This is a genomic window from Mariniflexile jejuense (genome assembly GCF_042675665.1).
GTDB lineage: Bacteria > Bacteroidota > Bacteroidia > Flavobacteriales > Flavobacteriaceae > Mariniflexile > Mariniflexile jejuense.
In genome coordinates this window covers 726387-752254 of record NZ_JBHTJI010000001.1, presented here as the reverse complement: position 1 = coordinate 752254, position 25868 = coordinate 726387, and the positions used below count along the sequence as shown (strand labels likewise).

23 protein-coding genes and 1 tRNA gene are annotated in these 25868 nt (G+C 32.5%); 12 read left to right on the top strand and 12 right to left on the bottom strand.

Annotated elements, in window-relative coordinates:
• Nucleotides 1-44 precede the first annotated feature (44 nt).
• The 8 genes from groL to miaB form a co-directional block, all read right to left on the bottom strand.
• Nucleotides 45-1676, bottom strand: coding sequence for a chaperonin GroEL (groL, locus tag ACFQ1R_RS03295; protein WP_379924679.1), 1632 nt, complete (start codon nucleotides 1674-1676; stop codon nucleotides 45-47).
• Nucleotides 1677-1709: 33 nt separating this feature from the next.
• The gene (locus ACFQ1R_RS03290; RefSeq protein ID WP_379924678.1) at nucleotides 1710-2066 is read right to left on the bottom strand and encodes a four helix bundle protein; all 357 of its coding nucleotides are present in this window, start codon (nucleotides 2064-2066) and stop codon (nucleotides 1710-1712) included.
• Nucleotides 2067-2098: 32 nt separating this feature from the next.
• Nucleotides 2099-2374 carry a co-chaperone GroES gene (locus tag ACFQ1R_RS03285; RefSeq protein ID WP_379924677.1) on the bottom strand — a complete coding sequence of 92 codons (276 nt, stop codon included), beginning with the start codon at nucleotides 2372-2374 and terminating at the stop codon, nucleotides 2099-2101.
• A gap of 142 nt (nucleotides 2375-2516) precedes the next feature.
• Complete coding sequence (secG, locus tag ACFQ1R_RS03280; RefSeq protein ID WP_379924676.1) at nucleotides 2517-2864, bottom strand: preprotein translocase subunit SecG; 348 nt, start codon at nucleotides 2862-2864, stop codon at nucleotides 2517-2519.
• Nucleotides 2864-3826: a hypothetical protein gene (locus ACFQ1R_RS03275; protein WP_379924675.1), complete on the bottom strand. Its 963-nt coding sequence runs from the start codon at nucleotides 3824-3826 to the stop codon at nucleotides 2864-2866. The genes secG and ACFQ1R_RS03275 overlap by 1 nt, the downstream gene beginning before the upstream one ends.
• A gap of 80 nt (nucleotides 3827-3906) precedes the next feature.
• A complete protein-coding gene (locus ACFQ1R_RS03270) occupies nucleotides 3907-4416 on the bottom strand; it encodes an LptE family protein (protein ID WP_379924674.1) in 510 nt (169 codons plus the stop codon).
• 118 nt (nucleotides 4417-4534) lie between these two features.
• Nucleotides 4535-5806 (bottom strand): sigma 54-interacting transcriptional regulator, encoded by a 1272-nt coding sequence (locus tag ACFQ1R_RS03265; RefSeq protein WP_379924673.1) that lies wholly within the window; start codon nucleotides 5804-5806, stop codon nucleotides 4535-4537.
• A 68-nt stretch (nucleotides 5807-5874) separates the two neighbouring features.
• Entirely contained in the window at nucleotides 5875-7323 is a 1449-nt protein-coding gene (gene miaB / locus ACFQ1R_RS03260; protein WP_379924672.1) for a tRNA (N6-isopentenyl adenosine(37)-C2)-methylthiotransferase MiaB, read from the bottom strand.
• Nucleotides 7324-7475: 152 nt separating this feature from the next.
• Between miaB and ACFQ1R_RS03255 the strand changes: the two genes are divergently transcribed.
• The 8 genes from ACFQ1R_RS03255 (at nucleotide 7476) to ACFQ1R_RS03220 (ending at nucleotide 18184) form a co-directional block, all read left to right on the top strand.
• On the top strand, nucleotides 7476-8264 hold the full coding sequence (locus tag ACFQ1R_RS03255; protein WP_379924671.1) for a hypothetical protein: 789 nt from the start codon (nucleotides 7476-7478) through the stop codon (nucleotides 8262-8264).
• A gap of 136 nt (nucleotides 8265-8400) precedes the next feature.
• On the top strand, nucleotides 8401-10890 hold the full coding sequence (gene topA / locus ACFQ1R_RS03250) for a type I DNA topoisomerase (RefSeq protein ID WP_379924670.1): 2490 nt from the start codon (nucleotides 8401-8403) through the stop codon (nucleotides 10888-10890).
• A 170-nt stretch (nucleotides 10891-11060) separates the two neighbouring features.
• The gene (locus tag ACFQ1R_RS03245) at nucleotides 11061-12227 is read left to right on the top strand and encodes a formimidoylglutamase (RefSeq protein ID WP_379924669.1); all 1167 of its coding nucleotides are present in this window, start codon (nucleotides 11061-11063) and stop codon (nucleotides 12225-12227) included.
• A gap of 161 nt (nucleotides 12228-12388) precedes the next feature.
• Nucleotides 12389-13750, top strand: coding sequence for a type IX secretion system lipoprotein PorK/GldK (gene porK, locus ACFQ1R_RS03240; protein ID WP_449288663.1), 1362 nt, complete (start codon nucleotides 12389-12391; stop codon nucleotides 13748-13750).
• 92 nt (nucleotides 13751-13842) lie between these two features.
• Nucleotides 13843-14481 carry a type IX secretion system motor protein PorL/GldL gene (porL, locus tag ACFQ1R_RS03235; protein ID WP_379924667.1) on the top strand — a complete coding sequence of 213 codons (639 nt, stop codon included), beginning with the start codon at nucleotides 13843-13845 and terminating at the stop codon, nucleotides 14479-14481.
• 50 nt (nucleotides 14482-14531) lie between these two features.
• Nucleotides 14532-16094 carry a type IX secretion system motor protein PorM/GldM gene (gene porM, locus ACFQ1R_RS03230; RefSeq protein WP_379924666.1) on the top strand — a complete coding sequence of 521 codons (1563 nt, stop codon included), beginning with the start codon at nucleotides 14532-14534 and terminating at the stop codon, nucleotides 16092-16094.
• A gap of 51 nt (nucleotides 16095-16145) precedes the next feature.
• Nucleotides 16146-17036, top strand: a complete 891-nt coding sequence (gene porN / locus ACFQ1R_RS03225; protein WP_379924665.1) for a type IX secretion system ring subunit PorN/GldN — start codon at nucleotides 16146-16148, stop codon at nucleotides 17034-17036.
• Nucleotides 17037-17137: 101 nt separating this feature from the next.
• Complete coding sequence (locus tag ACFQ1R_RS03220) at nucleotides 17138-18184, top strand: NAD(P)/FAD-dependent oxidoreductase (protein ID WP_379924664.1); 1047 nt, start codon at nucleotides 17138-17140, stop codon at nucleotides 18182-18184.
• Here the strand turns inward: ACFQ1R_RS03220 and ACFQ1R_RS03215 are convergent.
• On the bottom strand, nucleotides 18177-18569 hold the full coding sequence (locus tag ACFQ1R_RS03215; protein ID WP_379924663.1) for a DUF983 domain-containing protein: 393 nt from the start codon (nucleotides 18567-18569) through the stop codon (nucleotides 18177-18179). The genes ACFQ1R_RS03220 and ACFQ1R_RS03215 overlap by 8 nt on opposite strands.
• 86 nt (nucleotides 18570-18655) lie before the next feature.
• On the opposite strand from ACFQ1R_RS03215, the gene ACFQ1R_RS03210 reads away from it, so the two are divergent.
• The 4 genes from ACFQ1R_RS03210 (at nucleotide 18656) to ACFQ1R_RS03195 (ending at nucleotide 21930) form a co-directional block, all read left to right on the top strand.
• A complete protein-coding gene (locus tag ACFQ1R_RS03210) occupies nucleotides 18656-20566 on the top strand; it encodes an ABC-F family ATP-binding cassette domain-containing protein (protein ID WP_379924662.1) in 1911 nt (636 codons plus the stop codon).
• A gap of 97 nt (nucleotides 20567-20663) precedes the next feature.
• On the top strand, nucleotides 20664-21488 hold the full coding sequence (locus tag ACFQ1R_RS03205; RefSeq protein ID WP_379924661.1) for a leucine-rich repeat domain-containing protein: 825 nt from the start codon (nucleotides 20664-20666) through the stop codon (nucleotides 21486-21488).
• 105 nt (nucleotides 21489-21593) lie between these two features.
• Complete coding sequence (locus ACFQ1R_RS03200; protein ID WP_379926301.1) at nucleotides 21594-21686, top strand: CPXCG motif-containing cysteine-rich protein; 93 nt, start codon at nucleotides 21594-21596, stop codon at nucleotides 21684-21686.
• A gap of 171 nt (nucleotides 21687-21857) precedes the next feature.
• Nucleotides 21858-21930 (top strand) — tRNA-Met (locus ACFQ1R_RS03195).
• A 66-nt stretch (nucleotides 21931-21996) separates the two neighbouring features.
• Here the strand turns inward: ACFQ1R_RS03195 and ACFQ1R_RS03190 are convergent.
• The 3 genes from ACFQ1R_RS03190 to ACFQ1R_RS03180 are packed head-to-tail and all read right to left on the bottom strand — an operon-like array spanning nucleotide 21997 to nucleotide 25868.
• Nucleotides 21997-23400 carry a hypothetical protein gene (locus tag ACFQ1R_RS03190; protein WP_379924660.1) on the bottom strand — a complete coding sequence of 468 codons (1404 nt, stop codon included), beginning with the start codon at nucleotides 23398-23400 and terminating at the stop codon, nucleotides 21997-21999.
• Nucleotides 23401-23405: 5 nt separating this feature from the next.
• A complete protein-coding gene (locus ACFQ1R_RS03185) occupies nucleotides 23406-25355 on the bottom strand; it encodes a T9SS type A sorting domain-containing protein (protein WP_379924659.1) in 1950 nt (649 codons plus the stop codon).
• A 39-nt stretch (nucleotides 25356-25394) separates the two neighbouring features.
• On the bottom strand, nucleotides 25395-25868 hold the full coding sequence (locus ACFQ1R_RS03180; protein ID WP_379924658.1) for a response regulator: 474 nt from the start codon (nucleotides 25866-25868) through the stop codon (nucleotides 25395-25397).

Genomic DNA, 25868 nt, shown 5'->3' with positions numbered 1-25868 from the left:
TAGAGCGTTTTTTTTAAGTCCCCTTTGGGGATTTAGGGGCTGAACTACATCATTCCTGGCATACCGCCACCCATACCACCTGGCATAGCTGGAGCATCTTCTTTAATATCAATTAAAGCACACTCGGTAGTTAAAATCATGCCTGCTACTGAAGCTGCATTTTCTAAAGCAATACGCGTTACTTTTTTAGGATCGATAATACCAGCTTTCAACATATCTACATAAGTTTCAGTTTTGGCATCATATCCAAAAGCACCTTTGCCTTCCATCACTTTGCTTACTACTACGCTACCTTCACCACCTGCATTTTCAACAATGGTACGTAATGGTGCTTCAATAGCACGTGCTACAATTTGAATACCTGTTGTTTCATCAAGGTTTTCAGTAGTAATTTTATCTAAAACCGATTTTGCTCTAACTAAAGCAACACCACCACCAGCAACAATACCTTCTTCAACGGCAGCTCTTGTGGCGTGTAATGCATCATCAACACGGTCTTTTTTCTCTTTCATTTCAACTTCAGAAGCTGCACCAACGTAAAGAACAGCAACACCGCCAGCTAATTTAGCTAAACGCTCTTGTAGTTTTTCTTTATCGTAATCGCTTGTGGTTGTTTCAATTTGTGCTTTAATTTGGTTTACACGAGCTTTAATGTCTTTAGCATCACCAGAACCGTTTACAATGGTTGTATTGTCTTTATCAACGGTTACAGTTTCAGCAGTACCTAACATGCTTAAATCGGCATTCTCTAAAGTGAAGCCTCTTTCTTCAGAAATAACGGTTCCGCCAGTTAAAATAGCGATGTCTTCAAGCATAGCTTTACGTCTATCTCCAAAACCTGGAGCTTTCACAGCAGCAATTTTTAATCCGCCACGTAATTTGTTTACAACTAAAGTCGCTAAGGCTTGACCATCAACATCTTCAGCAACAATTAATAATGGACGACCAGATTGTGCTACTGGTTCTAGTATTGGAAGGATTTCTTGTAAGTTTGAAATCTTTTTGTCGAATAATAAAATGTAAGGATTGTCTAAATCTACAATCATTTTATCGGTATCCGTTACGAAGTAAGGCGATAAATAACCTCTATCGAATTGCATACCTTCAACAACATCTACATAGGTATCCATACCTTTAGCTTCTTCAACGGTAATAACACCTTCTTTTCCAACTTTACTGAACGCTTTAGCAATTAAATCGCCAATAGTTTCGTCGTTATTAGCCGAAATAGAAGCAACTTGTTTTATCATTTCAGAAGAACTACCTACTTTTTTTGATTGTTTTTCAAGGTCTTTGGTAATGGCTTCAACAGCTTTATCAATACCACGTTTTAAATCCATTGGGTTTGCACCTGCAGCTACGTTTTTTAAACCTTCTTTTACAATTGCTTGTGCTAAAACGGTAGCAGTAGTAGTACCATCACCCGCTAAATCGTTGGTTTTTGAAGCAACTTCTTTTACCATTTGTGCGCCCATATTTTCTAGAGCGTCTTTTAATTCAATTTCTTTCGCTACTGAAACACCATCTTTAGTTACTTGTGGTGCGCCGAAAGATTTACCAATAATAACATTACGCCCTTTAGGACCTAAAGTTACTTTTACTGCATTTGCTAATGCATCAACACCACGTTTTAAACCGTCGCGTGCTTCAATATCAAATTTTATATCTTTTGCCATTTTTAATTTGCTTTATGCCATAAGCTAAATGCTTTAGGCGTTATTTAATTTTTGTTTTAATTGATGTGTTTTACTTTTAATGATGTTTACTTTTTCAATAAGAGCATTAGCTTGGTTATCTTCTATATAACCTAAATCTTTTGCTAACATGATTAAGTATTCAGTTTCACTAGCCGACCCTAATGCTATAGTTAGAAATCTATTGAATTCTAAATCTGAATCTCTGCCACAGCCTTCTGAAATATTTGTAGGTATTGAGACTGAAGATCTTCTTATTTGAGACGTTAAACCGTAAATTTCGTCTTTCGGAAATGAATTAGTCATAGCGTAAATTTCTAAGGTTAATTCATGACTCAAATGCCAAATATGATACTTTTTAAAGTCTCTCATGTTTATAGCTTAAAGCCTATTGCGTATAGCTTTTAGATAATTGCTAATATGTCGCTTTCGCGCATTATTAAATAATCTTTACCTTCTAATTTAAGTTCGGTGCCAGCATATTTACCATATAAAACAGTGTCGCCAATTTTAACGGTAATAGGCTCGTCTTTGGTGCCTTTACCAGCAGCAACAACAGTTCCTTTTTGCGGTTTTTCTTTAGCGTTATCTGGAATAATGATTCCGGATGCTGTTTTAGTTTCAGCGGGAGCAGGTTCAATAAGAACGCGGTCTGCTAATGGTTTAATGTTTAATGACATATGAAATATTTTTAAGTTAAAAATTTATGTTTACGGGATTATAACAGTCTAAAAGTGTGCCAATGGTTATTAACTGACAAACTTACAGCAACAAAAAATGCCAACTTGAAAAGTTGGCATTTTTATATGATTATTCTATAAATTATTTTGCTGGCGTTGGTAACGGAGCATCATTTGTTGTTTTTGCTGGTGTAGGTAATGGTTGGCTTGTAGTAGCATCCAAATCTAAAGCTTTAGATTCTGAACTTCCACCACCTCTGTTTATTGCTACGTTAGATAATAAAATTAGGGCTAAAAGTAATGTTGCTAAAGTCCAAGTGCTTTTGTCTAAAAAGTCGGTAGTCTTTTTTACACCGCCTAATTGTTGTGTGCCACCACCACCAAAGGATGATGATAACCCGCCGCCTTTAGGGTTTTGAACCATAATTACTACTATTAGTAAAAAGGCTACTATAACTATTAAGGCTAAAAATATTGTAAACGTACTCATTATTTCTTATTATTTTGTTCTTGTAATTGTTCTAATGCTCTTATTTGGTTTGCAAATAAACTACTTTTTTCTGGATATTTCAAACTTAAAATTTTATAAGATTGAATTGCCTTTTTGTAGTTTTTTTGTTCCATGTAAATTCTTGCCAACGTCTCGGTCATTAACGCTTCTGGTTGTATCATTTGCGCTTCGGCTAAATTTATTTTTGAAGCAGCTAATGAAGATGGGTTAATTTTAGGACTTTCAGAAATGAATTTTTCTATAAGTTCAAACTTTTTTCGTTTTTCTATGTTTGTAGACGTTTCTGTAAAAGTTGTTTCAGTTGAAGGTGTTTCTGCTGTGATAATTGGTTTTTCGCTAGTAGGTTCTGTGCGTTCAATAGGTGTAAAGCTTGCTAATTTTAACCATTCGTTAAATGAGTGGGTTTCTCGTTTATTAAACTCTAGTGGTTTTCCTAGTTCTAAAATAGCTGGTGTTGAAGATTCTTCGGTATGTAATGCTTCAGTTTCAGGTTGTATGCTTTCCGAAGTATCTAAAACAGATGAGGTTTCTTCTTTGGGTTTGAATAATGAAGGGTCTAAAACACCCGAAGTTTCGGTTATTTGTTGTTTTAAATATTCATCAATTAATACGCGTTTATTTACTGAAATGTCTTCAAATTCTATTTCAATATCTTTTAAATGTGCTGTATTTTGTTTGATGAATTCTGAAATTTCATTTTGAATAAATACGTCTGACGTTATAAAATCGAATAAAATACTTCTATCAGTTGTGTAAGCTGCGGTGGTTTTTAATTCTTGATTATATTTAAAGCTGTTATTGTTTTTTAAGCCTTTAAGGTAGATGGCGCGTGCCGATTGAAAATACGGAAACTCATCAACAATAGATTTTACTGCATCTGTATGGCGATGTGTAATATGTTGTGGGTTTTGAAGTATGTATGTAAAATCTGTTTGATTCATTGTTGGCTTTTAATCAATTAACAATTAACAATTAATAATTAACAATTACAAGTTGTCAATTTTCAACTGTAAATTGAAAATTACCATTTTGCTAATGTGGCATTAAAAATATCTTGTGTTAAGCGTTCAAAAATTTCTTCATGCGCTGTTGTTTTTGTACTTCCTATTAATTGTGCACTTCCTGCATAGTCGTAAAAAAATGAGAAGGTTTGTTCTAAGTCGTCATCTTCTTTTTTTCTATTAAAAAACCTAACTTTCACACTTATAGTTAGCCTGTTTTGAGCAGCAGTATTTTCAGAAGTTGCTGTTGTTGGCGATACACGGTAATCGGTAATTTCGCCTTCATACACTAAATCGCCGTTTGAAGTAACCAGATTTAAGTTGGTTTGATTTTGTATCAAATCTTCCAAAGCTATTTTAAAATCGCGTTCTAAACCGGGTTCAACTAAAAGCGCGTTGTTTTCAAAACGATTTACTTGGTAGGTTTTTACATTTGCAGGAACAGAAGCTCCTGTAAAAGAGTAATGCCCACAACCTATTAGTAAAAAGTTGAAAGTAAAAAGTAAAAAGTAAATTAAAGTTTTTTTCATATTATTAAAACACTTTGATAAGCTTTGTGTGATAGTCGTTTTTAAATTTATAAAACGTTTGTTTTCTTGATTTGTTGCAGTTTTTTAACTGTTTACTGTAACTACTACAGCTAACTTTTTATAAATCGTATTGTTTTATTTTTCTATACAAGGTGCGTTCACTAATACCCAATTCTGAAGCTGCTAATTTACGTTTTCCTTGGTGGCGTTCAAGCGATTTTTTAATTAATTCTAATTCTTTGTCTTGTAATGATAGCGTTTCTTCTTCCTCAATTTCTTCAGCAAAATGATACTTATCTAAAACGGTATCATTTTTTTCATGGTTTGAAATGTGTTCTGGTATTGAAATAACATCGTTATTTTCTATTGGATCTTCTTCATAGTCTGCATCATCTTCATCAGCATTACCATAAATTTTCTGAATTAAACTTTCGTTGTTTTTTTCAACATCTTTAGTGTTGCCGTTTTTCATTAACTCTAAAGTGAGTTTTTTCAAATCATTCAAATCACTTTTCATGTCGAAAAGTACTTTGTATAAAATTTCACGTTCGCTACTAAAATCGCTTTCAGACTTTGCTGTTTTTATTACAGCAGGTAAATTTGTGCCTGATGTTGGTAAGTAGCTTTTTAAAGTTTCGGCAGAAATGGTTCTATTTTGTTCTAAAACCGATAACTGTTCGGCAATGTTTCGTAATTGACGAATGTTTCCGCTCCAACGGTGTTTTTCAAGTAATTGTACTGCAACATCAGTTAATTTGATGGTTGGCATTTTGTATTTTAAAGCAAAATCGCTAGCAAACTTTCTGAATAATAAATGGATATCTTCTTGACGGTCGCGTAGTGGTGGCAAATGAATATCAACAGTACTTAACCTATAATATAAATCTTCACGAAATTTTTCTTTTTCAATGGCTTCAAACATGTTTACGTTTGTAGCTGCTACAATACGCACATTGGTTTTTTGCACTTTACTTGAGCCTACTTTTAAAAATTCGCCATTTTCTAAAACACGAAGCAAACGTACTTGGGTTGTAAGCGGTAATTCGCCAACTTCATCTAAAAAAATTGTGCCGCCATCAGCCACTTCAAAATAACCTTCACGGGTTTGGGTTGCGCCTGTAAACGAACCTTTTTCGTGCCCAAAAAGTTCACTATCAATTGTGCCTTCGGGTATGGCACCACAGTTTACAGCAATGTATTTATTGTGTTTTCTGTGCGAAAGTTGATGTATTATTTTTGGAATACTTTCTTTACCAACACCACTTTCACCAGTTACCAACACCGAAATATCGGTAGGTGCTACTTGAATGGCTTTTTCTATGGCACGATTTAGCGATGGCGTATTGCCTATAATACCAAAACGTTGTTTTATAGCTTGAACTGATTCCATGTTAAGTAAAAAGTTGAAAGTTAAAAGGTTGAAAAGTGTTGCACTTATTCATTTTTAATTTTTCATTATTAATTGTTAATTGAATACCCAATAGCTTCACCAATTAGCGTTGCGCTGGTACAATCGTTAACTTGTACGTTTACAAAATCGCCTATTTTATAATTGCCTTTTGGGAACACTGTTACTAAATTTTGAGGCGTTCTTCCAGACCAATGTTCGCTAGATTTTTTTGATTCTTTTTCAACAAGCACTTCCACAACGGTATTTAAATTTTGACGGGTTCTAAAACCACTGTGTTCTTGTTGTAGGTCTACCATTTCTGCTAGTCTACGTTTTTTTGTTTCTTCAGGAACATCATCATCCATTTTACGTTCTGCCAAAGTGCCTGGGCGTTCTGAGTAGGTGAACATATAGCCAAAATCGTATTTAACGTATTCCATTAATGATATGGTATCTTGAAAATCTTCTTCAGTTTCTGTTGGAAAACCTACAATCATATCTTGACTAATGGCACAATTTGGGATAATTTGCTTGATATTATCAATCAAAGTCATGTATTCTTCACGTGTATGTAACCTGTTCATTTCTTTTAAAATACGGTTGCTGCCACTTTGTACAGGTAAATGTATGTGGTTACAAATATTTTGGTGTTTAGCCATAGTTTCAACCACATCCATTGTTAAATCTTGAGGGTTTGACGTTGAAAAACGAATGCGCATTTTTGGTTGTGCTTTAGCGCAAAGGTCTAGTAAATTTGAAAAGTTTACAGATGTTGCTTTTTGTATATCAGTAGCTTTGTCAAAATCTTTTTTCAAACCGCCACCATACCAAAGGTAGCTATCAACATTTTGACCCAAAAGTGTTACTTCCTTAAAGCCTCTGTTCCATAAGTCGTTAATTTCTTCAAGAATACTTTGTGGTTCTCTACTGCGTTCTCTACCACGAGTAAAAGGTACAACGCAAAATGTACACATATTATCGCAACCACGAGTTATAGATACAAAAGCTGTTACGCCGTTTGTGTTTAAACGTACTGGTGAAATATCGCCGTAAGTTTCATCTTTTGAAAGGATTACGTTTATAGCGTCTCTACCTTCATCAACTTCAGCTAGTAAATTTGGTAAATCTTTATAGGCATCTGGACCAACCACTAAATCTACAATTTTTTCTTCTTCAAGAAATTTTGTTTTTAATCGTTCAGCCATACAACCTAAAACACCAACTTTCATTTTTGGGTTATGGTCGCGTTTTACAGCGTTATATTTTTCTAATCGTTTGCGTACGGTTTGTTCGGCTTTATCGCGTATAGAGCAGGTGTTTACCAAAACCAAATCGGCATCTTCAAGGTTTTGGGTTGTGTTAAAGCCTTGGTTTGCTAAAATTGAAGCTACAATTTCACTGTCGCTAAAATTCATAGCACAACCGTAACTTTCTATAAAAAGTTTACGTTTGTTACCTTCTTTTTGTTCTAAAACTAAGCTTTCGCCTTGTTTGTTTTCGTCAATTATTTTTTCCATAGTCTGATAGAAACTCACATCTTTCAATAAGCATGCAAAGATATAACTAATTTATGGTTTATGACAAAGTGTCATATTTAAAAATTTATTAAATTTTGAAAATAAATAGGAAAGTATTTACTTTGGAGTCAAACAAACCTAATACCTAAAATATGAATACAATAACTAGTTTATTAAATAAAATAGACAATGCCAAAGCTTTAGATTTTGGAACTATTTTTAGTCAATCAGTAGAATTATTTAAAAAAGTGTGGGTGCAAGGTTTGGTGATGTTGCTGTTAACCATGCTTTTGATGGTGCCATTTTATGTAATTATGTATTTGTCAATGTTAGGAATGGGGTTAATTGATTTTGAGTCATTACAAAGCATGGAAAACATGCAGGATTTTACGCCGTTACTAATGGTTCCTTTTTTTATTTTTATATTTTTAGTTTCATTTATAGCTATGGTTGTTGGGTTTGGTATGAAAGCCTCTTTTTATAGAATTTGTAAGTTGAAAGATTTAGAAGAAATGGGTGCTGATGATTATTTCTACTATTTAAAGAAACCATATTTAGGTAAAGTTATCAAATTATCTTTAGCCACTTTTGGAATTACAATAGCTGCTACCTTATTATGTGTGCTTCCTGTTTTTTACGTTATGGTTCCTGTTGCATTAATGAATGTAATATTTGCGTTTAATCCAGATTTATCAACGTCTGAAATTATAAAAGCAGGGTTTAGATTAGGAAATAAAAAATGGTTATTAACCTTTGGATTAATAATTGTTTCTGGCTTTTTGGCTGGTATAGTTGGTTTACTAATGTGTTGTGTTGGTATTTATGTTACATCTTCATTTTCGTATTTACCAGCATACTTTATATATAAAGATTCGGTTGGTTTTAATAAAGAATCAGACAACAATGAAAGTAAAGAAAGCTATGGCATGTCTTACGAGTAAAATATGAAATTCTTTAAAAAGCCTGTTTTTCAGAATTGAAAAACAGGCTTTTTTATTTAAATAGAATACAGATAATCCCTAAAATTAGGCAGATAAACTTTTTTTCATATACATTTGTACCTTCAAAAATCCAAATATGGCGAAGAATTTAGTAATTGTAGAGTCACCTGCTAAGGCAAAAACTATCGAAAAATTTTTAGGGAAAGATTTTAAAGTAGAATCTAGCTTTGGGCATATTGCCGATCTTCCTTCAAAGGAATTAGGAGTAAATGTTGAAGGTGATTTTAAACCAAAATATGAAGTTTCAAAAGATAAAAAGGCGGTTGTAAAAAAACTAAAAGACTTAGCTAAAGGTGCCGATATGGTTTGGTTAGCAAGTGATGAGGATCGTGAAGGTGAAGCCATAGCATGGCATTTAGCTGAAACTTTAAAATTGGATAAAAACAAAACGAAACGTATTGTTTTTCATGAAATTACAAAAACGGCCATTCAAAAAGCCATTGAAAACCCACGAGGTATTGATTATGATTTGGTAGATGCACAACAAGCACGTCGTGTATTAGATAGAATTGTAGGTTATGAATTATCGCCGGTTTTATGGCGAAAAGTAAAAGGTGGTTTATCGGCAGGTCGTGTACAATCGGTTTCTGTGCGTTTAATTGTTGAGCGCGAACGCGAAATACAAGAGTTTACTGCAGAAGCTTCTTATAGAATAGATGCAGAATTTTCAAATGAAGACGGGCAAACCTTCAAAGCAAAGTTGCCAAAAACCTTTTCAACTAAAGAAGAAGCGCAAAAATTCTTAGAAAAAAATGCGTCGGCTACTTTTAAAGTTTCAGATTTAGAGAAAAAACCAGCTAAAAAATCGCCTGCTGCACCATTTACTACATCTACATTACAACAAGAAGCATCACGCAAACTATATTTTTCAGTAAGTAAAACCATGACAATGGCACAACGCCTTTATGAAGCAGGTTTGATTACATATATGAGAACAGATAGTGTGAATTTATCTGACGAAGCTAGAAAAGGTGCACAAGCAGAAATTGAAAGTGCTTATGGTTCTAAATATAGCAAACCAAGAAATTACACAAGTAAAGCCAAAGGCGCACAAGAAGCGCATGAGGCAATACGTCCTACAGATTTTGCTACACATTCTGTAGATATTGATAGAGATCAAGCGCGTTTATACGATTTAATTTGGAAACGTGCCATAGCATCGCAAATGAGCGAAGCAGAATTAGAGCGTACAAACGTTAAAATTAGTGCTTCAACACACAATGAAACTTTTACAGCAAACGGTGAAGTTATTACGTTTGATGGTTTTTTAAAAGTGTATTTAGAAAGTACAGATGATGAAGATGTTGAGCAAGAAGGCATGCTACCTGCTATGAAAACCAACGAAGTATTACTTAATAATTACATTACAGCTACCGAGCGTTATACCAGAGCACCATACAGATATACCGAAGCATCATTGGTGAAGCAATTAGAGGAGTTAGGTATTGGTCGTCCGTCAACTTATGCGCCAACTATTTCAACCATTCAACAAAGAAATTATGTTGAAAAAGGTGCTGTTGAAGGTGTAGAACGTAATTACACACAACTTACCTTAAAAAAAGGTGTAGTAAAAGATAAGTTACTTACAGAAAAAGTAGGTTCAGACAAAGGAAAGTTAGTGCCTACTGATATAGGTATGATTGTTACAGACTTTTTGGTGAATCATTTTGAACATATTTTAGATTATAACTTCACAGCTAAAGTTGAAGAAGACTTCGATAATATAGCTGAAGGAAAAGAAGATTGGACTAAAGTGATGAAAGCGTTTTATAAAGATTTTCATCCACAAGTAGAAGATGTTCAAGAGAATGCCGATAGAGAATCTGGCGAACGTATTTTAGGAACCGATCCAGTAACAGGTAAACAAGTACTTGTGCGTTTGGGTAAATTTGGACCAATAGTACAAATTGGCTCGCCTGATGATGATGAGAAACCACAATTTGCAAGTTTAAGTCCAGACCAACAACTAACCACTATTACCTATGAAGAGGCAATGGATTTATTTCAGCTTCCTAAAAATTTAGGCACTTATAAAGGTGAAGAAGTTGAAGTGAATAATGGGCGTTTTGGACCTTACGTTAAGTTTGGAGATGCATTTGTGTCACTTCCCAAAGGTGTAGATCCATTAAGTGTAGAACTTGATGATGCTATTGTTTTAATAAAAGAAAAACAAGAAGCAGATGCGCCAATATATACCTATAAAAAATTACCAGTACAAAAAGGAAAAGGGCGTTTTGGGCCATTTATAAAGTGGAACAACATGTTTATAAACGTGAATAGTAAGTATGATTGGGATAATTTATCAGACAATGATATTGTTGAATTAATAGAAACAAAAATTCAAAAAGACATTGATAAAGTTATCCATAATTGGGAAACAGAAGGCATTCGTGTTGAAAAGGCTCGTTGGGGAAGACACAATGTCCTTAAAGGAAAAATAAAAGTAGAGTTGGATAAATCGGTTGATGTTTCAAAAATGACACTTGATGAAGCAAAAGCTTTAATAGAAGCTAAAGCTCCAAAAAAGAAAGCAACCAAGAAAAAAACAACCACCAAGAAAAAATAATTTTTAAGTTCGCTTATATAAAAGCCAAATATCTGCACATGAAATTAAGTAATTATTAATTTTTGCAGATTATTTTTATGTTAACCGCAGGTAAAAAGTCATTTATTCTTTTGATATTTGTGAATACCCTCAATAAAAATTAATAAAAAAGAAAAACCAGATTTCAATACATGAATTTTAATTTTCTCTCTCCTGTTTCAGATGCAGTTTTGGCTCATAACGAGCTACTTTCTATGCAAGCATTAGGGCGAAAAATAAAAATTCACTCTTCAAAAAAAGGCGTTCCAGATTTAGAAGGTGTTCAAATAGCAATTATAGGCGTTCTAGAAAATAGAAACGACATCAATTATATAGGTGAAGAATTTCAATTAAACGAAATAAGAAAAACGTTTTATAGCCTTTTTCCTGGAAGCTGGAATACTAATATCGCAGATATAGGAGACATTAATAAAGGCGAAAGTGTTGAAGATACCTATTTTGCCCTAAAAACAACAATTGCTATTTTAATTAAAAAAAGCATTATACCTATTATAATAGGAGGTACACAAGATTTAACCTATCCAAATTACAGGGCTTATGATACCATTATGCCTATGGTTAATATTGTAAATGTAGATTGTAAGTTCGATTTAGGCGATTCAACAAAACCAATAAAAAACGATAGTTTTGTAGGTAAAATAATTTTAGACCAGCCTTATAATCTATTTAATTACGCAACCGTTGGGTATCAAACCTATTTTAATTCGCAAGAAGAAAAAGATTTGATGGATAGTTTGTACTTCGAGTCATATCGTTTAGGTGAAATTTCAAAAGACATTACAATTGTAGAACCTGTAATGCGTGATGCCAATATTGTAAGTATCGATTTAAGTTCTTTAAAAGGATCTGAAGTAAGTTTAAATCAAAAATTGTCGCCTAACGGATTAAATGGAAAAGAAATTTGCGCAATAGCACGTTATGCCGGTATTAGTAATAAAGTAAGTTCTTTTGGTATTTATGAATATAAACCATCAAAAGATGATGATATGACGTCTATGTTAATCTCTCAAATGCTATGGTATTTTATTGAAGGCGTAAATTATAGAGTAAAAGATGATAATTTTACAAACGATGCTAACTATCAAAAGTTTATAACACTAGTTGAAGATCAAGAATTAGTCTTTTATAAAAGTAATAAAACAGGAAGATGGTGGATAGAAATACCTTTTTTAACAGAAATTAATAATAAATTAAAGAGGCATACGTTATTACCTTGCATGCACCAAGATTATCTAGATGCATGTAATAATATAGTACCAGAACGTTGGTATAAAGCATTTCAAAAGAACTGTATTTAACATTACAAACTGCCTAAATGCTCTTTTCATCGGTAAAACGTTATTTTTTTACGATGAAATGTAATTTTTTTAATTAAAAAGTTGTTTTTTAAAAAATATATAAATATGTTTACGCTCTCAAAAATGAAGCTTATAAAATTAACCTCGAGTTTTCTATGGATATGAAGAAGTTTATAATATTAACCGCAGTATTAACATTACTTATTAGTTGTGGCTCAAATGATAAGGGTGAACTAGTTGGTGTAAAAGGGAAAAAATGGCACCCAGAAAAACCTTATGGAATGGAACTTATTCCAGGTGGTGCATTTATAATGGGTAAAGCAGACGACGATTTAGCAGGCATTCAAGATGCACCAGCTAAAACCGCAACTGTTAGAGCTTTTTACATGGATGCAACAGAAATTACAAATAGCGAGTACCGTGAATTTGTTAATTGGGTTAGAGATTCTATCGTAAGATACAAATTAGCTGTTTTAGCTGATGAAGTTGGAAAAGTACCAGGTGATGGAGGTATTGGTGAATATGCATTTAAAGATGCAGATACAGCTAATATGTCTGTTTACGAAAAGTATATGTTTGAAAACTATACAGGTTTAGGTCCAACAGGTTATGAAGGAAGAAAAATTAATCGAAAAATTGAATTAATTTTTGATACGTCTAAATATCCAGATGAATACTACACCGAAGTAATGGATACTATGTATTTGCCATTAGAAGATTCTTATAATGGGCAACGTACTTGGGATGTTAAAAAATTCAAGTTTCAGTATAGTCATATGGACATACAAGAAGCAGCAAGAAACAGAGGTGTAAAACGTAGTGACGTAATATTAAAAGAAGAAGTTGAAGTGTATCCAGACACAGCAGTATGGATTAGAGATTTTGCTTATTCTTATAATGAGCCAATGCACAACGATTATTTTTGGCACGATGCATATAGCGAGTATCCTGTAGTAGGTGTAACTTGGAAACAAGCAAAAGCATTTTGCGAGTGGAGAACCATTAAGAAAAACACTTACCAAAAATCAAGAAAAGGTGCGGCAATGGTAAATACATTTAGATTACCATCGGAAGCAGAATGGGAGTATGCAGCCAGAGGCGGTTTGCAAGCAGCAACATATCCTTGGGGTGGACCATATACTAAAAGTGACAGAGGTTGCTTTATGGCTAACTTTAAACCCGTAAGAGGTGATTATGCTGCAGACCAAGCACTGTATACAGTTGAAGCAAAATCTTATGAGCCAAATGATTATAACTTATATAATATGGCTGGTAACGTTGCAGAATGGGTAAATGCATCATACGATCCATCGTCTTATGAATTTACATCAACCATAAATCCAAGCGTAAATGATGAGAATAATCAACGTAAAATTGTACGTGGTGGTTCTTGGAAAGATGTAGCATATTTTTTACAAGTAAGTTCAAGAGATTACGAATATGCAGATTCTGCAAGAAGCTATATTGGTTTTAGAACAGTTCAAGATTACATGGGGACACAAGTAACTGGAAAGAAAAAATAAAACGAATACATATTAATCAAATCAAATCAATAATAAATTTAACCTATTAATTAACCTACTTAAGTATTTACTTAAATTAAAAATCGAAAATTATGGCACAGTCAAAAGCACAAAAAAAGTTCATGAATATGGCTTACGGATTAGGAGCGGCAATTGTAATTATTGGAGCGCTTTTCAAAATTACTCATATGGAATTTGGACCAATAACAGGTAATGCCATGTTAACCTTAGGTCTTGTAACCGAAGCAATTATTTTTGCACTATCAGCATTCGAACCAGTAGACAATGAATTAGATTGGTCTTTGGTTTACCCAGAATTAGCAGGAGGAGAAGCTAATAAAAAAGAAAAAAATGAAAACCCTCAAGGTTTATTATCTAAAAAACTAGACGATTTATTAAAAGACGCTAAAATTGATGGCGAACTTATGGCTAGTTTAGGTGAAAGTATTAAAAACTTTGAAGGAGCAGCAAAAAATATGTCATCTAGTGCAAATTCTATAGAAGCTTCTAAAAAATACAGTGAAGAATTATCTTTAGCAGCAGCTCAAATGGAATCTTTAAATAGCTTATACAAAGTACAATTAGAAAGCGCTAGCAAACAAGCATCAATTAATGAAGAGTCTGTAGAAAATGCAGCAAAATTAAAAGAGCAAATGAAATCATTAGCTTCAAATTTATCTTCATTAAATGGCGTATATGGTGGTATGTTATCTGCAATGAACAAAAACTAATTAGGAGGTAATCCCAAATTTTAATAATTAACCAAAAACCCTAATTAGACATGGCAGGAGGAAATTTATCACCCAGACAGAAAATGATTAATCTGATGTATTTAATATTTATAGCAATGCTTGCATTAAATATGTCTAAAGAAGTGCTTTCAGCATTCGGATTAATGAACGAAAAGCTTACCGAGTCTAATCAAGCTACAGGCGAAAGAAATACAGCTTTCATGGCAAGTTTAGAACAAAAAGCTGCAGATCAACCAGAGAAGTATGTGTCTTTAAAAGCTAAAGCAGATCAAATTGGTGCACTAGCAGCAAAATTTGATAGCTATTTAGAAACTTTGAAAGGTAATATGGTTGCAAAACTAGACGACCCAACAGATTATGAAGTTATGGATAAAGGTGATTACCTTGACGAAAACTTCTTCAAAGGCGCTAAATTAAAACCAGAAGGTGAAGAGTTTTTAGCACAAATGGCCGCTTACAGAGATGGTGTTGCTAAAATTTTAGCAGGCGAAAAAGGTATGCAAAACGTTATTAATGATGTTAAAGAGAAATTTAATACAGATGATGTTACCAATAGAGATGGTATCAAACAAAGCTGGTTAGATTACCACTATAAAGGATTTCCTTTAGTAGCATCATTAACAAAAATGACACAATTACAAGCAGATATTAAAACTACGCAAGCAGAAGTACTATCAACTATGTTAGCTGGTACACAGGCAATACAATTGTCTATGACCAATTATACAACCTTGATGGAAACATCTAAATCGGCTTATTTTAATGGTGAAGAATTTGATGGTCAAATAGTATTAGGCCGTAAAGATGCTTCAACAAAACCAAGCAGAGTTGAATTAACTTTAGATGGAAGAGCTTTAGCTGCTAGTCAATATTCAATTGAAGATGGTAAAGTGAAGTTGAAAATTGGTACAGGTGGTGTTGGCGAACACAAAATTGAAGGTAGCCTAATCTTCTTAGAAGATGGTAAAGAAACGAAAGTTCCTGTAAAATCTTCATTCGCAACCGTAGCTAAACCAAACTCAGCAACTATTTCAGCTGATAAAATGAACGTAGTATATCGTGGTGTTCAAAACCCAATGACTATTTCATTTGCTGGTATTCCAGATAACAATGTTACAGCTTCTGCACAAGGTTTAACCAGAATAAATGGCAGTAAATATGTTATGGACGCAACAAGAGTACAAGGTAGAGAAGTAACTATTAACGTTACAGGAAAATTACCTGATGGAAAACCTGTTAGCGATAGAGCAACATTCAGAATTAAAGATTTACCTAAACCAACAGGTACTTTAAGAGGTGAAGATGGTTCTTTAAGTATGCAAAGAAATGCACTTGAAATTTCAACCGTAGGTGCTAAATTTGAAGATTTCGATTTCGAATTACCATTACGTGTTACAGGTTTCAAATTTAAAGTTCCAGGACAACCTACTATTGAGGTTAATGGTAACAAGTTAGATAGTAGAGCAAAAGCATCATTGCTTAAAGCTAAGCGTGGTGAAGGCGTTCAAATATTTGATATTGAAGCTAAAGCTGAAGGTGTGAGTGTAATACTTAAAAAAGTATCTCCAGTATTTATTGAGCTTACAAACTAAAATATTAGGATAACAATTAGTTAAATTCCTAGTGATTAATATAATAATAAGATGAAAATAAAAAGTTTTTTATTAACCGTTACAACTGTTTTAACAGTATCAAGTGTGTTTGCGCAAGCTAATATACTAAATGCTAAAAGCCCAGAAGAAATTGGGGTAAGAACAGCTGCGCAAAAGGCAATCGACAATGATAAACCATTAGAATATGGCTATGTTGATGATAGAGATATTCTGTTTTCTAAAATGACTTGGGAAAAAGTTATTTTAGATGAGCGTGCCAATTTTCCGTTGTACTATCCTATTGATACCAATAACATTGGTAGTGATAGACGCTGTTTGTACGATGTGCTTATGAAAAGCATTAAAGACGGAAAAATAAAAAACATTTATGATGATTCTTATTTTAAATCAAAACGTACTTTAAAAGATATTGAAGCATCGTTAGTTAAAATTGACACAACCGAGTTAGGTATTGAACAATTAAACGCTAATGAAGAGCTTTCAGCAGAATATATTAACAGACGTGATATTACGGCCGCTGATATAACTGAATATCACATTAAAGGACTATGGTATTTCGATAAGCGTCAAGCTGAAATGAAATACAGATTGTTAGGAATAGCACCAGTTGCACCAGATGTTAACTTTATAGATACTGATAACCCAGATTTAGTAGAATTATTTTGGGTATTTTACCCAGATGCTAGAGGTGTATTGCACGAAGCAAAATCATTTAATAACAAAAACAGTTCTATGCCGTTTTCTTTTGACCATGTGTTGAATTCAAGACGTTTTCAAGGATATATTTATAAAGAAGAAAATGTACAAGGCGATAGAGCAGTAACTGAATATATATCTGAAAATGCATTGATGCAGTTATTAGAATCTGAAAGAATTAAAGAAAAAATTAGAGATTTTGAATTAGATATGTGGACATATTAATTTTGCACTTTAAAATAAAAAAAACGCCCGCAATTATTGTGGGCGTTTTTTTTTGCTATTCCTTCGCAGTCAGGAATCAACATTCTAATTATCTTCGCAGCATGAAGCAAGTAGATTACATTGTAGTAGGCATTGGGTTGGCAGGTACTAGTTTTTGTGAACAACTAAAAGCAAATAATAAAACCTTTGTGGTGTTTGATAATGCATCTCAGCAATCATCAACAGTTGCCGGTGGTTTGTATAATCCTGTAGTTTTAAAGCGCTTTACACCTGTTTGGATGTGTAAAGAACAACTAGACTTGGCATTACATATGTACGCCAATTTAGAGGCTTTGTTAAACGTAAAATTAGATTATAAAATTCCTGTTTACAGAAAATTTGCATCACTTGAAGAACAAAATGATTGGTTTACAGCTTCCGATAAGCCAATACTTTCAGAATATTTATCTCCTAAAATAGTAAAAAACAATAACAATGCTATTGATGCACCTTTTGGTTTTGGTGAAGTTTTAAAAACAGGTAGAATAGATGTAAAAGCCTTAATAGATGCTTATAAAGCCTACTTGTTGAATAAAGAATTGCTTTATGAAACCGTTTTTAATTATGGTGATTTAAAACTTGAAGCCGACTTGGTTCAATATAAAGACATAAAAGCAAAATATATTGTATTTGCAGAAGGTTTTGGTATTAGTAAAAACCCGTATTTTAAAAACTTGCCATTAGTGCCAGCAAAAGGCGAATTGCTTACCATACATGCGCCAAATTTAAAAATAGACTATGTTTTAAAAGCAGGTGTTTTTTTAATTCCATTGGGTAACGATTTATATATAGTTGGCGCAACATACGAATGGAAAGATTTAAGTGCAGAAGTTACAGATGCAGCAAAAGAAGAACTTTTAGGAAAGCTTATAAAACTTATTAACTGCGAGTTTAAAGTAGTAAATCAAGTAGCAGGTATTCGGCCTACGGTTAAAGATAGACGTCCGTTAGTTGGCGTGCATTCAACTTATAAAAATATGTTTGTATTAAATGGACTTGGTACGCGTGGTGTTATGATTGGGCCTTATGTAGCACAACAATTATATCATTTTATTGAAAATGAGCAGCCTTTAGATAAAGAAATTGATATTGCTCGTTTTGTTAATTAGATTTTTTCTTAGCTAATACTTTATCATAATGCATAAAAAAGTTAATCCAGATATTTCTTGAAAGACGCATAATTATTGGCATAAAAACTATTAGCGTACCAATAATAGCTATAAAAATCATATTAATACCAGCATTAAAAACCACATACGAAATTACAAAAGCTGCAACTGCAAATGCAATGCCTACCGCATAACTAACATACATAGCGCCATAAAAAAACGACGGCTCTATTTTATATTTTGTACCACAATTACTGCAAGTTTCATTCATACTTAACGCTTCAGAAAGAATGTATGGATTTTTGTTTTTAAACATCGATTCTTCGTGGCATTTCGGGCAAGAACCAGTAAAAATACTATATAATTTTGAGCCTTTTTTAAACATATTATTTAATGTACTTTTGCGTTTTCAATTACAGAACAAAAATAGTGTTTAATTAAGTAAGGTTCTGTAGCAAAAGTTACATTTCTATGATGAATATTCATAATTTATCGATTTCATTTCAAGGCGAATATCTGTTTGAGGATATTACGTTCAAACTTAGTAATGGCGATCGTGTTGGGTTAATTGGTAAAAACGGTGCTGGTAAATCGACCATGCTTAAAATTTTATCAAAAGAAATGGAACCAGATACGGGGCAAATAGCTGCCGATAAAGAACTTAAAATTGGTTTTTTAAAGCAAGATATAGATTTTGTTTTAGGTAGAACGGTACTTGAAGAGGCTTATGAAGCCTTTACAGAAATTAAACAATTAGAAGCTAAAATGGATGCCATAAACACACAAATGGCAGAACGTACCGATTATGAAAGTGATGGTTACCACCAATTAATGGTTGATATTAACGATTTACAACACCAATACGAAATTTTAGGTGGTTACAATTACCAGGGTGATACCGAAAAAATTCTTCAAGGTTTAGGTTTTAAACGACAAGATTTTAATAAACTAACCGATACTTTTTCAGGCGGTTGGCGTATGCGTATTGAGTTGGCTAAACTATTGCTGCAAAATAATGATATTTTATTACTGGATGAGCCAACAAACCACCTAGATATTGAATCTATCATTTGGTTAGAAGGCTTTTTAAAAAACTATGCAGGTGCTGTAGCTATTGTATCGCATGATAAAATGTTTTTAGATAACGTTACGAATAGAACTATTGAAATTTCATTGGGTAGAATTTACGATTATCCAAAACCATATTCAAAGTATTTGGTGCTTCGTGAAGAGTTGCGAACACAGCAATTAGCGTCACAAAAAAACCAACAAAAGCAAATAGAACAAACGGAAAAACTTATTGAGAAGTTTCGTGCCAAAGCGTCAAAAGCTACCATGGCACAATCGCTTATTAAAAAACTTGATAAAATTGATAGGATTGAAGTTGATGAAGATGATAATAGTGTGATGACGCTTAATTTTCCTGTATCAATTACACCAGGAAAAGTAGTGGTTGAAATTGAAAAAGTATCGAAACATTACGGACATAATCAGGTTTTAAAAAACGTTAGCTTACTGGTTGAACGCGATAGTAAAACGGCATTTGTTGGTCAAAACGGACAAGGAAAATCAACACTAGCTAAAATTATTGTTGGCGATATTAAATATGAAGGACATTTAAAATTAGGGCATAATGTGCAGATTGGTTATTTTGCCCAAAATCAAGCCGAATATTTAGATGGAAATAAAACCGTTTTAGATACCATGATTGATGCAGCGAATGAAACTAATAGAAGTAAAGTGCGCGATATTTTAGGTTCATTTTTATTTAGAGGTGATGAAGCCGAAAAGTATGTTCGAGTACTTTCAGGAGGTGAACGAAACCGTTTGGCATTGGCAAAATTAATGTTGCAACCATTTAATGTTTTGGTAATGGATGAGCCAACAAACCATTTGGATATCAAATCTAAAAATGTGCTTAAAGATGCATTAAAACGGTTTGAAGGCACGTTAATTTTGGTATCACATGATCGTGATTTTCTTCAAGGGTTAACCAATAACGTGTATGAGTTTAAAGACCATAAACTAAAAGAGTATTTAGGTGATATTGATTATTATTTAGAACAACGTAATGTTGAAAGTTTACGTGAAGTTGAAAAACGAACCGTAGTTAAAGAAACACCTAAAGAAAAAAAACAACAATCTTATGATGACCAAAAAAAGCTAAAGTCTTTAAACAATAGGTTAAGTAATGTTGAAGCTGAAATAAATGGTTTAGAACGCGATATAAAAAAGATTGATGCTGAGCTAGAAGCAAACTACGAAGCAGTATCATCCAAACCCAATTTTTTTGATAAATACCAAAAGTTAAAATTCGATTTGCAAGAAGCAATGGATAAATGGGAAGAGATTCAGCTAGAGATTGAGCAGTTCGTCGATTAGTGTTTGTTAAAATTTAATGTATTTCATCGAATAAAATAGCTTTTAGTCTACTTCTTGGTTACTTTCGTAGTAGAATTAATCCCAAATTTATTCGAACATGAAAACCTTAAAAATTTCAATACTTACTTTACTGGTATCAGCATTCTCATTTGCTAGTGTTTCCTCAAACGAAAAAGATGCATTAATTGCACTTTACAATGCAACAAATGGTAGTCAATGGAATTCAACTTGGAACTTGGATGCGCCAATTAGTTCTTGGTATGGTATTAAAGTTGAAAACGATAAAATTGTTGAAATTAATTTACAGTTTAACAACCTGCAAGGTGTTTTACCTCAAGAAATAGGGAACTTAATTTATTTAAAGAAAATTAACTTAGGTTTTAATAAATTATCAGGTACAGTTCCATCATCAATACAAAATTTACAAGATTTAACATCGTTAGATTTGTTTATGAATAGCTTAGAAGGTTCAATTCCTACTGAAATTGGAAGCTTAAAAAAGCTAGAATCTTTAAAACTTTATAGTAATAAATTTGAAGGTAATATTCCACAAGAATTAATGGGATTAACGAACTTAAAAGAACTTTTATTAGGTAGTAATTTTTTAACAGGTACAATTCCAGTAGAAATACAAGCTTTGAATAAATTAGAAAAATTAAGCTTGATGGATAACAAACTAGAAGGAGAAATCCCTGTAGAATTAGCACAATTAACAAACTTAGAAGAGTTAATATTATCTACAAACAAGCTAACTGGCGATTTGCCTTTAGCCCTAATAAACTTAAAAAACTTAAATACAATTATGGTTAGTGATAATCAATTGAATGAAGAATACATAAGTATTTCAGGGAAAAATCCGCCAAGTATTTTACAAATGCAAATGGATAATTCAACTGCTATTTTAGATATTGAAAAAGATTAATTATACTAAAATCAAATAAACATTAAAGCCAGCAATTTGTTGGCTTTAATGTTTTAATATTAATGCATGTTAGAGCATTACTTTGTTTGTCTGTATTATTGGTAGATAATATCAGTACTTCTGGACACGTCAGCATCTAATCTGGTTTATGTTGAAGATTGTGAAGTATGTTGTAACCCAATTACAGTTTTTGGTTAAGTTTAATGATTCAGAATTGATACAGTTTCAGGCAGATAGCTTAGAGTAATAATATTTTCTAATTTTATACTTGCAGAAACCAAAAAGCATTGTATATTTGCAATCCAAAACAGTACAGTCGGCATTATGAACCGAAAGTTAAAAGCTAAGTGTGTTGTTAAGGAATCATATCGCGGGATAGAGCAGTAGGTAGCTCGTCGGGCTCATAACCCGAAGGTCACTGGTTCGAGTCCAGTTCCCGCTACTAGAAAAGACAAGGCTTCACAGAAATGTGAAGCCTTTTGTTATAATGGGCAAAATAAGCCTAAGCTTAATTTATTCTAAAATTCATTGATTCTATGGTAGCATCTTTACTTGCCGTATTATTAGCAATCCATAACTCTACATAATCATTGGTATTTAATTGGACGGTACACGTTACAGCAATTGCTCCAATATCAGCTCCATTGCTAATTTTTCTTTGAATTCTTGATGAATTTATAATTGTACCATTTTTAGCAATATACATAGATAATACTTGACCGCTATTTGGAGATGTTATCGAAGCAGATATAACTACAGAAAAAATTCTGGTTTTTATACCTGTATATCTTAATCTATTATTTATTCCACCGTTGGTGTCAAAGCGAAATAAATTTTCTGTTGCAGTAATGCCCATTGCTTTTACAGCAATATCGGCATTTGGAATGGAAGTTAGTACAGGGGTACTAATATAAATAGTGCCAGTAGCTACATCATCTTTTTCAGTTTTTAATCCTGGTGTATCAACTTCCCATTTGTTTGAAAATGAACCAACTAACCTAGTGGCAGTTCCTGTGAATGAAACTCCATTGATGTGTGCACTTTGTATAATACTGGTAATTCCAGTTATATTCATAATAGCTGTTCCAGTATTGTTGTGATAAACACCTCCTGAAATCCCAACAATATCAAAAGTGCCCGTCATAGTGCAAAAAGTTCCACTATTTGTGCTAAACCAAACATTGTTTAATAAAAATAAATTTTTATTGTTAGTATAAGTAACCCCGTTGCTATTACTTGCTAAACTTATTAAATCCAACAACACTAAATTATAGCCAGTAATTGTTCCTACGGAAGAAAAACCTACTACATTAGAACCTCTTAAAAATAAGTTTAATGTTTGTGTAGCGTCATTCATACTAAACAATGAATTAGTGCCGTTTCCAATTAAAGTTAGATTTTTAATAATTCCACCTTTAGTACCAGTAAATAAGGCACCTGTTCCTGTAAAAATTAGTTTATCATTATTTGAATCTGCACCTGCAACTTCGCAACCATTTAACTGAATTTTATTGCTTAATGTTATAGATCCATTAATTTCGTACATCGTGCCTGGTATTAATGTTATAACACCAGCACTGGGCGCAGGCAAATCTGCTGCAGATTTAACTAATACGTAATTATCTCTTTCAATATTTGCAGCTATAGTTATCCAAGTCGATCCATTGTAATAGCTAAATTTCCCTAAATTGGTGTCATACACTATAAGCCCATTAGAAGGAGAAGTAATAGCGTTTTTTTGTACCGTTGTCATACGAGGAGCTAACAGACCTTTTGTAGTAGTATTAATATCCAACATTGCTGAGGCATCAGGAGTTATAGTCCCAATGCCAACTTGAGCAATGCCAGCGCTATTAATCACTATAAATAAGATCGTTACAAGAATTTGAATATTCAAATAAGATGTTTTCATGTTTTTTAGTTTTTTATTTTATATGTTTTTTTACCTTGGGTTGAATCTATATTTACTAAATACATGCCTTTTTGATAAGAAAATGGAAGTATTATTTGCTCTTTGTTTAATTCGTTTTTTTCTACATTAACGATTTTTTGTCCTAGAGTGTTAAAAATTACTATGCTATTTAATTCGATTAGTTTTTTATTACTAATAATTAGGTTGTTATTAGAGGTATAAACTGTAATTGTATTAAGAAAGGATTCATTGATGCTTAGTGCTCCAGCTGGCTTAAAAACCATTTTAAATCTATCCAAATATTCACCAGGAGGTAAGTTTAAATTTATACTCGTTTCACTTAAATTATAGGTTATGTTTAGAGTAGTATCCTTAATAAATATTGTGTCTGTGAAATTCTCAACATCATCAAGCATGATTGTGTGATTTCCAGGTTGTTTAATGATTAAGCCTAAAGGAAACTCATTTAAATTGCTGTATAAATCAGTTCCTTGTATCACATATTTTTTTGTTATGTCATTTTCAATTATATAAAACAGCTCATCTTCTCTTGGTTCTGGCATAAAGGCATCGTAGCCTAGATTAAAGTTCTTGTTGACATATAGGTCCGATAAAAACCCAAGTAATAATTGTCTGTGAAACATTTCGGGATTCTCATATCCTATCCTTATATACCTGTTTGTTACATCATTATTAAGAGAATTATTATCATTTTTATTGTCAAGTTTATAGAAGTTTGAATCAATGCCATTTTTAGTTTTAAAGGATCGTTGAGTATTATTAAAAGTAATGTTTCCAGTGCTAATTGCATCTACAAAGAAACCTTGTCCAACGGCCATGTACCTTTTGGGAATAACACCTGCTGAAGTACCAACACCCATAATAGATGAAATAATCGATGGCGCAACGCCTCCTGTTAAATTATATACAGAATAGCCTCCTAAATAATCAGATAAATAATGAGATGACGAGCCGCCGTCTACCCAAAATTGTACTTTATCTAAAACAGATATGTTATCACTAATAAATTTGTCAATATCAATAGAGCTAGCGTAGGGGTTTCCTAGTAAAACACTTTGCCCAATGTTAATAGAGAAAATATAATCACCATCGTTTGGAATGCCTTTAAACACATAATTTTGAGAAGCGATACCTGTGTTTTTCATAGAAAAGCCTAACCCAGGATTTATCAAAGTGTTTTGATCTATTTTAGTCCAACCAGAATAGCCAGTTGTGCTTTGTGGATAGGTATATAACCAACGGTCATTGATTTTTAAGGATGTAATTACATTACCACTGCCATCTAATATGGCTGGTGCACCATTGTATGGAGATCCAGTGTTAAATAAAATTTGTTGAGGTGTAAAAGAATTTAATGCGGAATCTGAACCATCAAACATACCACCATTTAACGAAAACTTATTGGTATTGTTAGTAACAGGTGAAGAATAATAATTATAAGCAAAAACAGATGAAGCTCCTTGTTGGTCTTTTAATAATTTACCTGTACTAGCTATATTAATATTTGCACCAGTATGGGTCTGTATTAATTGTGCTTCACCCACTAATCGTAAATCACCACTATTTAAGTTAACTGAATTTTTAACTATTAAGCCAAAGTTATTAGCAACAGAAACACCTTTTAATATATTATTTATTTCTAAATTATAGAAATTTGCAATATTGCTTGTTCCTGAAATTGTTTGAATAGTGTTAACTGTACTATTAAAATAGGTTGTTCCACTAGTAGTAACAGAAGTAATTCCATTATTAATAAAGTTACTATTTAAGTATAATTGCCCTTCATTATTATGTGTTCCAGTAGATTTATTAGAATATTCATTTTGAAACGAAACAATTGTTGAAGGTGAAATTTTTAAAATACCGACATTACTTATTTGTGACACAACTTTTGTAGTACTAATCAATAATAATATTAAAGTAAACCATTTCATAATTATATTGTTTTTAGAATATTTATTGTATGTTATTTGCTATTTTAAATCTGGTTGGTTTGTTTTTGCAGAATTATTATTAAGTGAACAATACTTGTTTTGAATATTTGTATTTATTGCGTTAATTAGTTTATCCTTAGTTAAAGGCTTTACAATATATCCAGAACACGATTTAATGTTTAAGGCGTCATTAATATCTTTTTTTATGTTCGATGAGGATAGAAAATATACTTGAATTGCTTTTTTTATAAAGAGCGGTGTTTTTTCAAGTTTTTTTAATAATTCAAAGCCGTTCATTTCAGGCATATTAATATCTATTAGCAATAAATCAATATTACTAGTAGATATCATTTCATGTTTATCTAAAGAGTTTTTAAAATAATCTAAAGCCATTACACTACTACTAAATGTTTTTATGGTTGCTTTTTCAAAAAGAAGCGAACTTATTTTTTGATTAATAAAACAATCCATTTTATTATCATCAATAATAATTATTTGGCTAATACTTTTCAT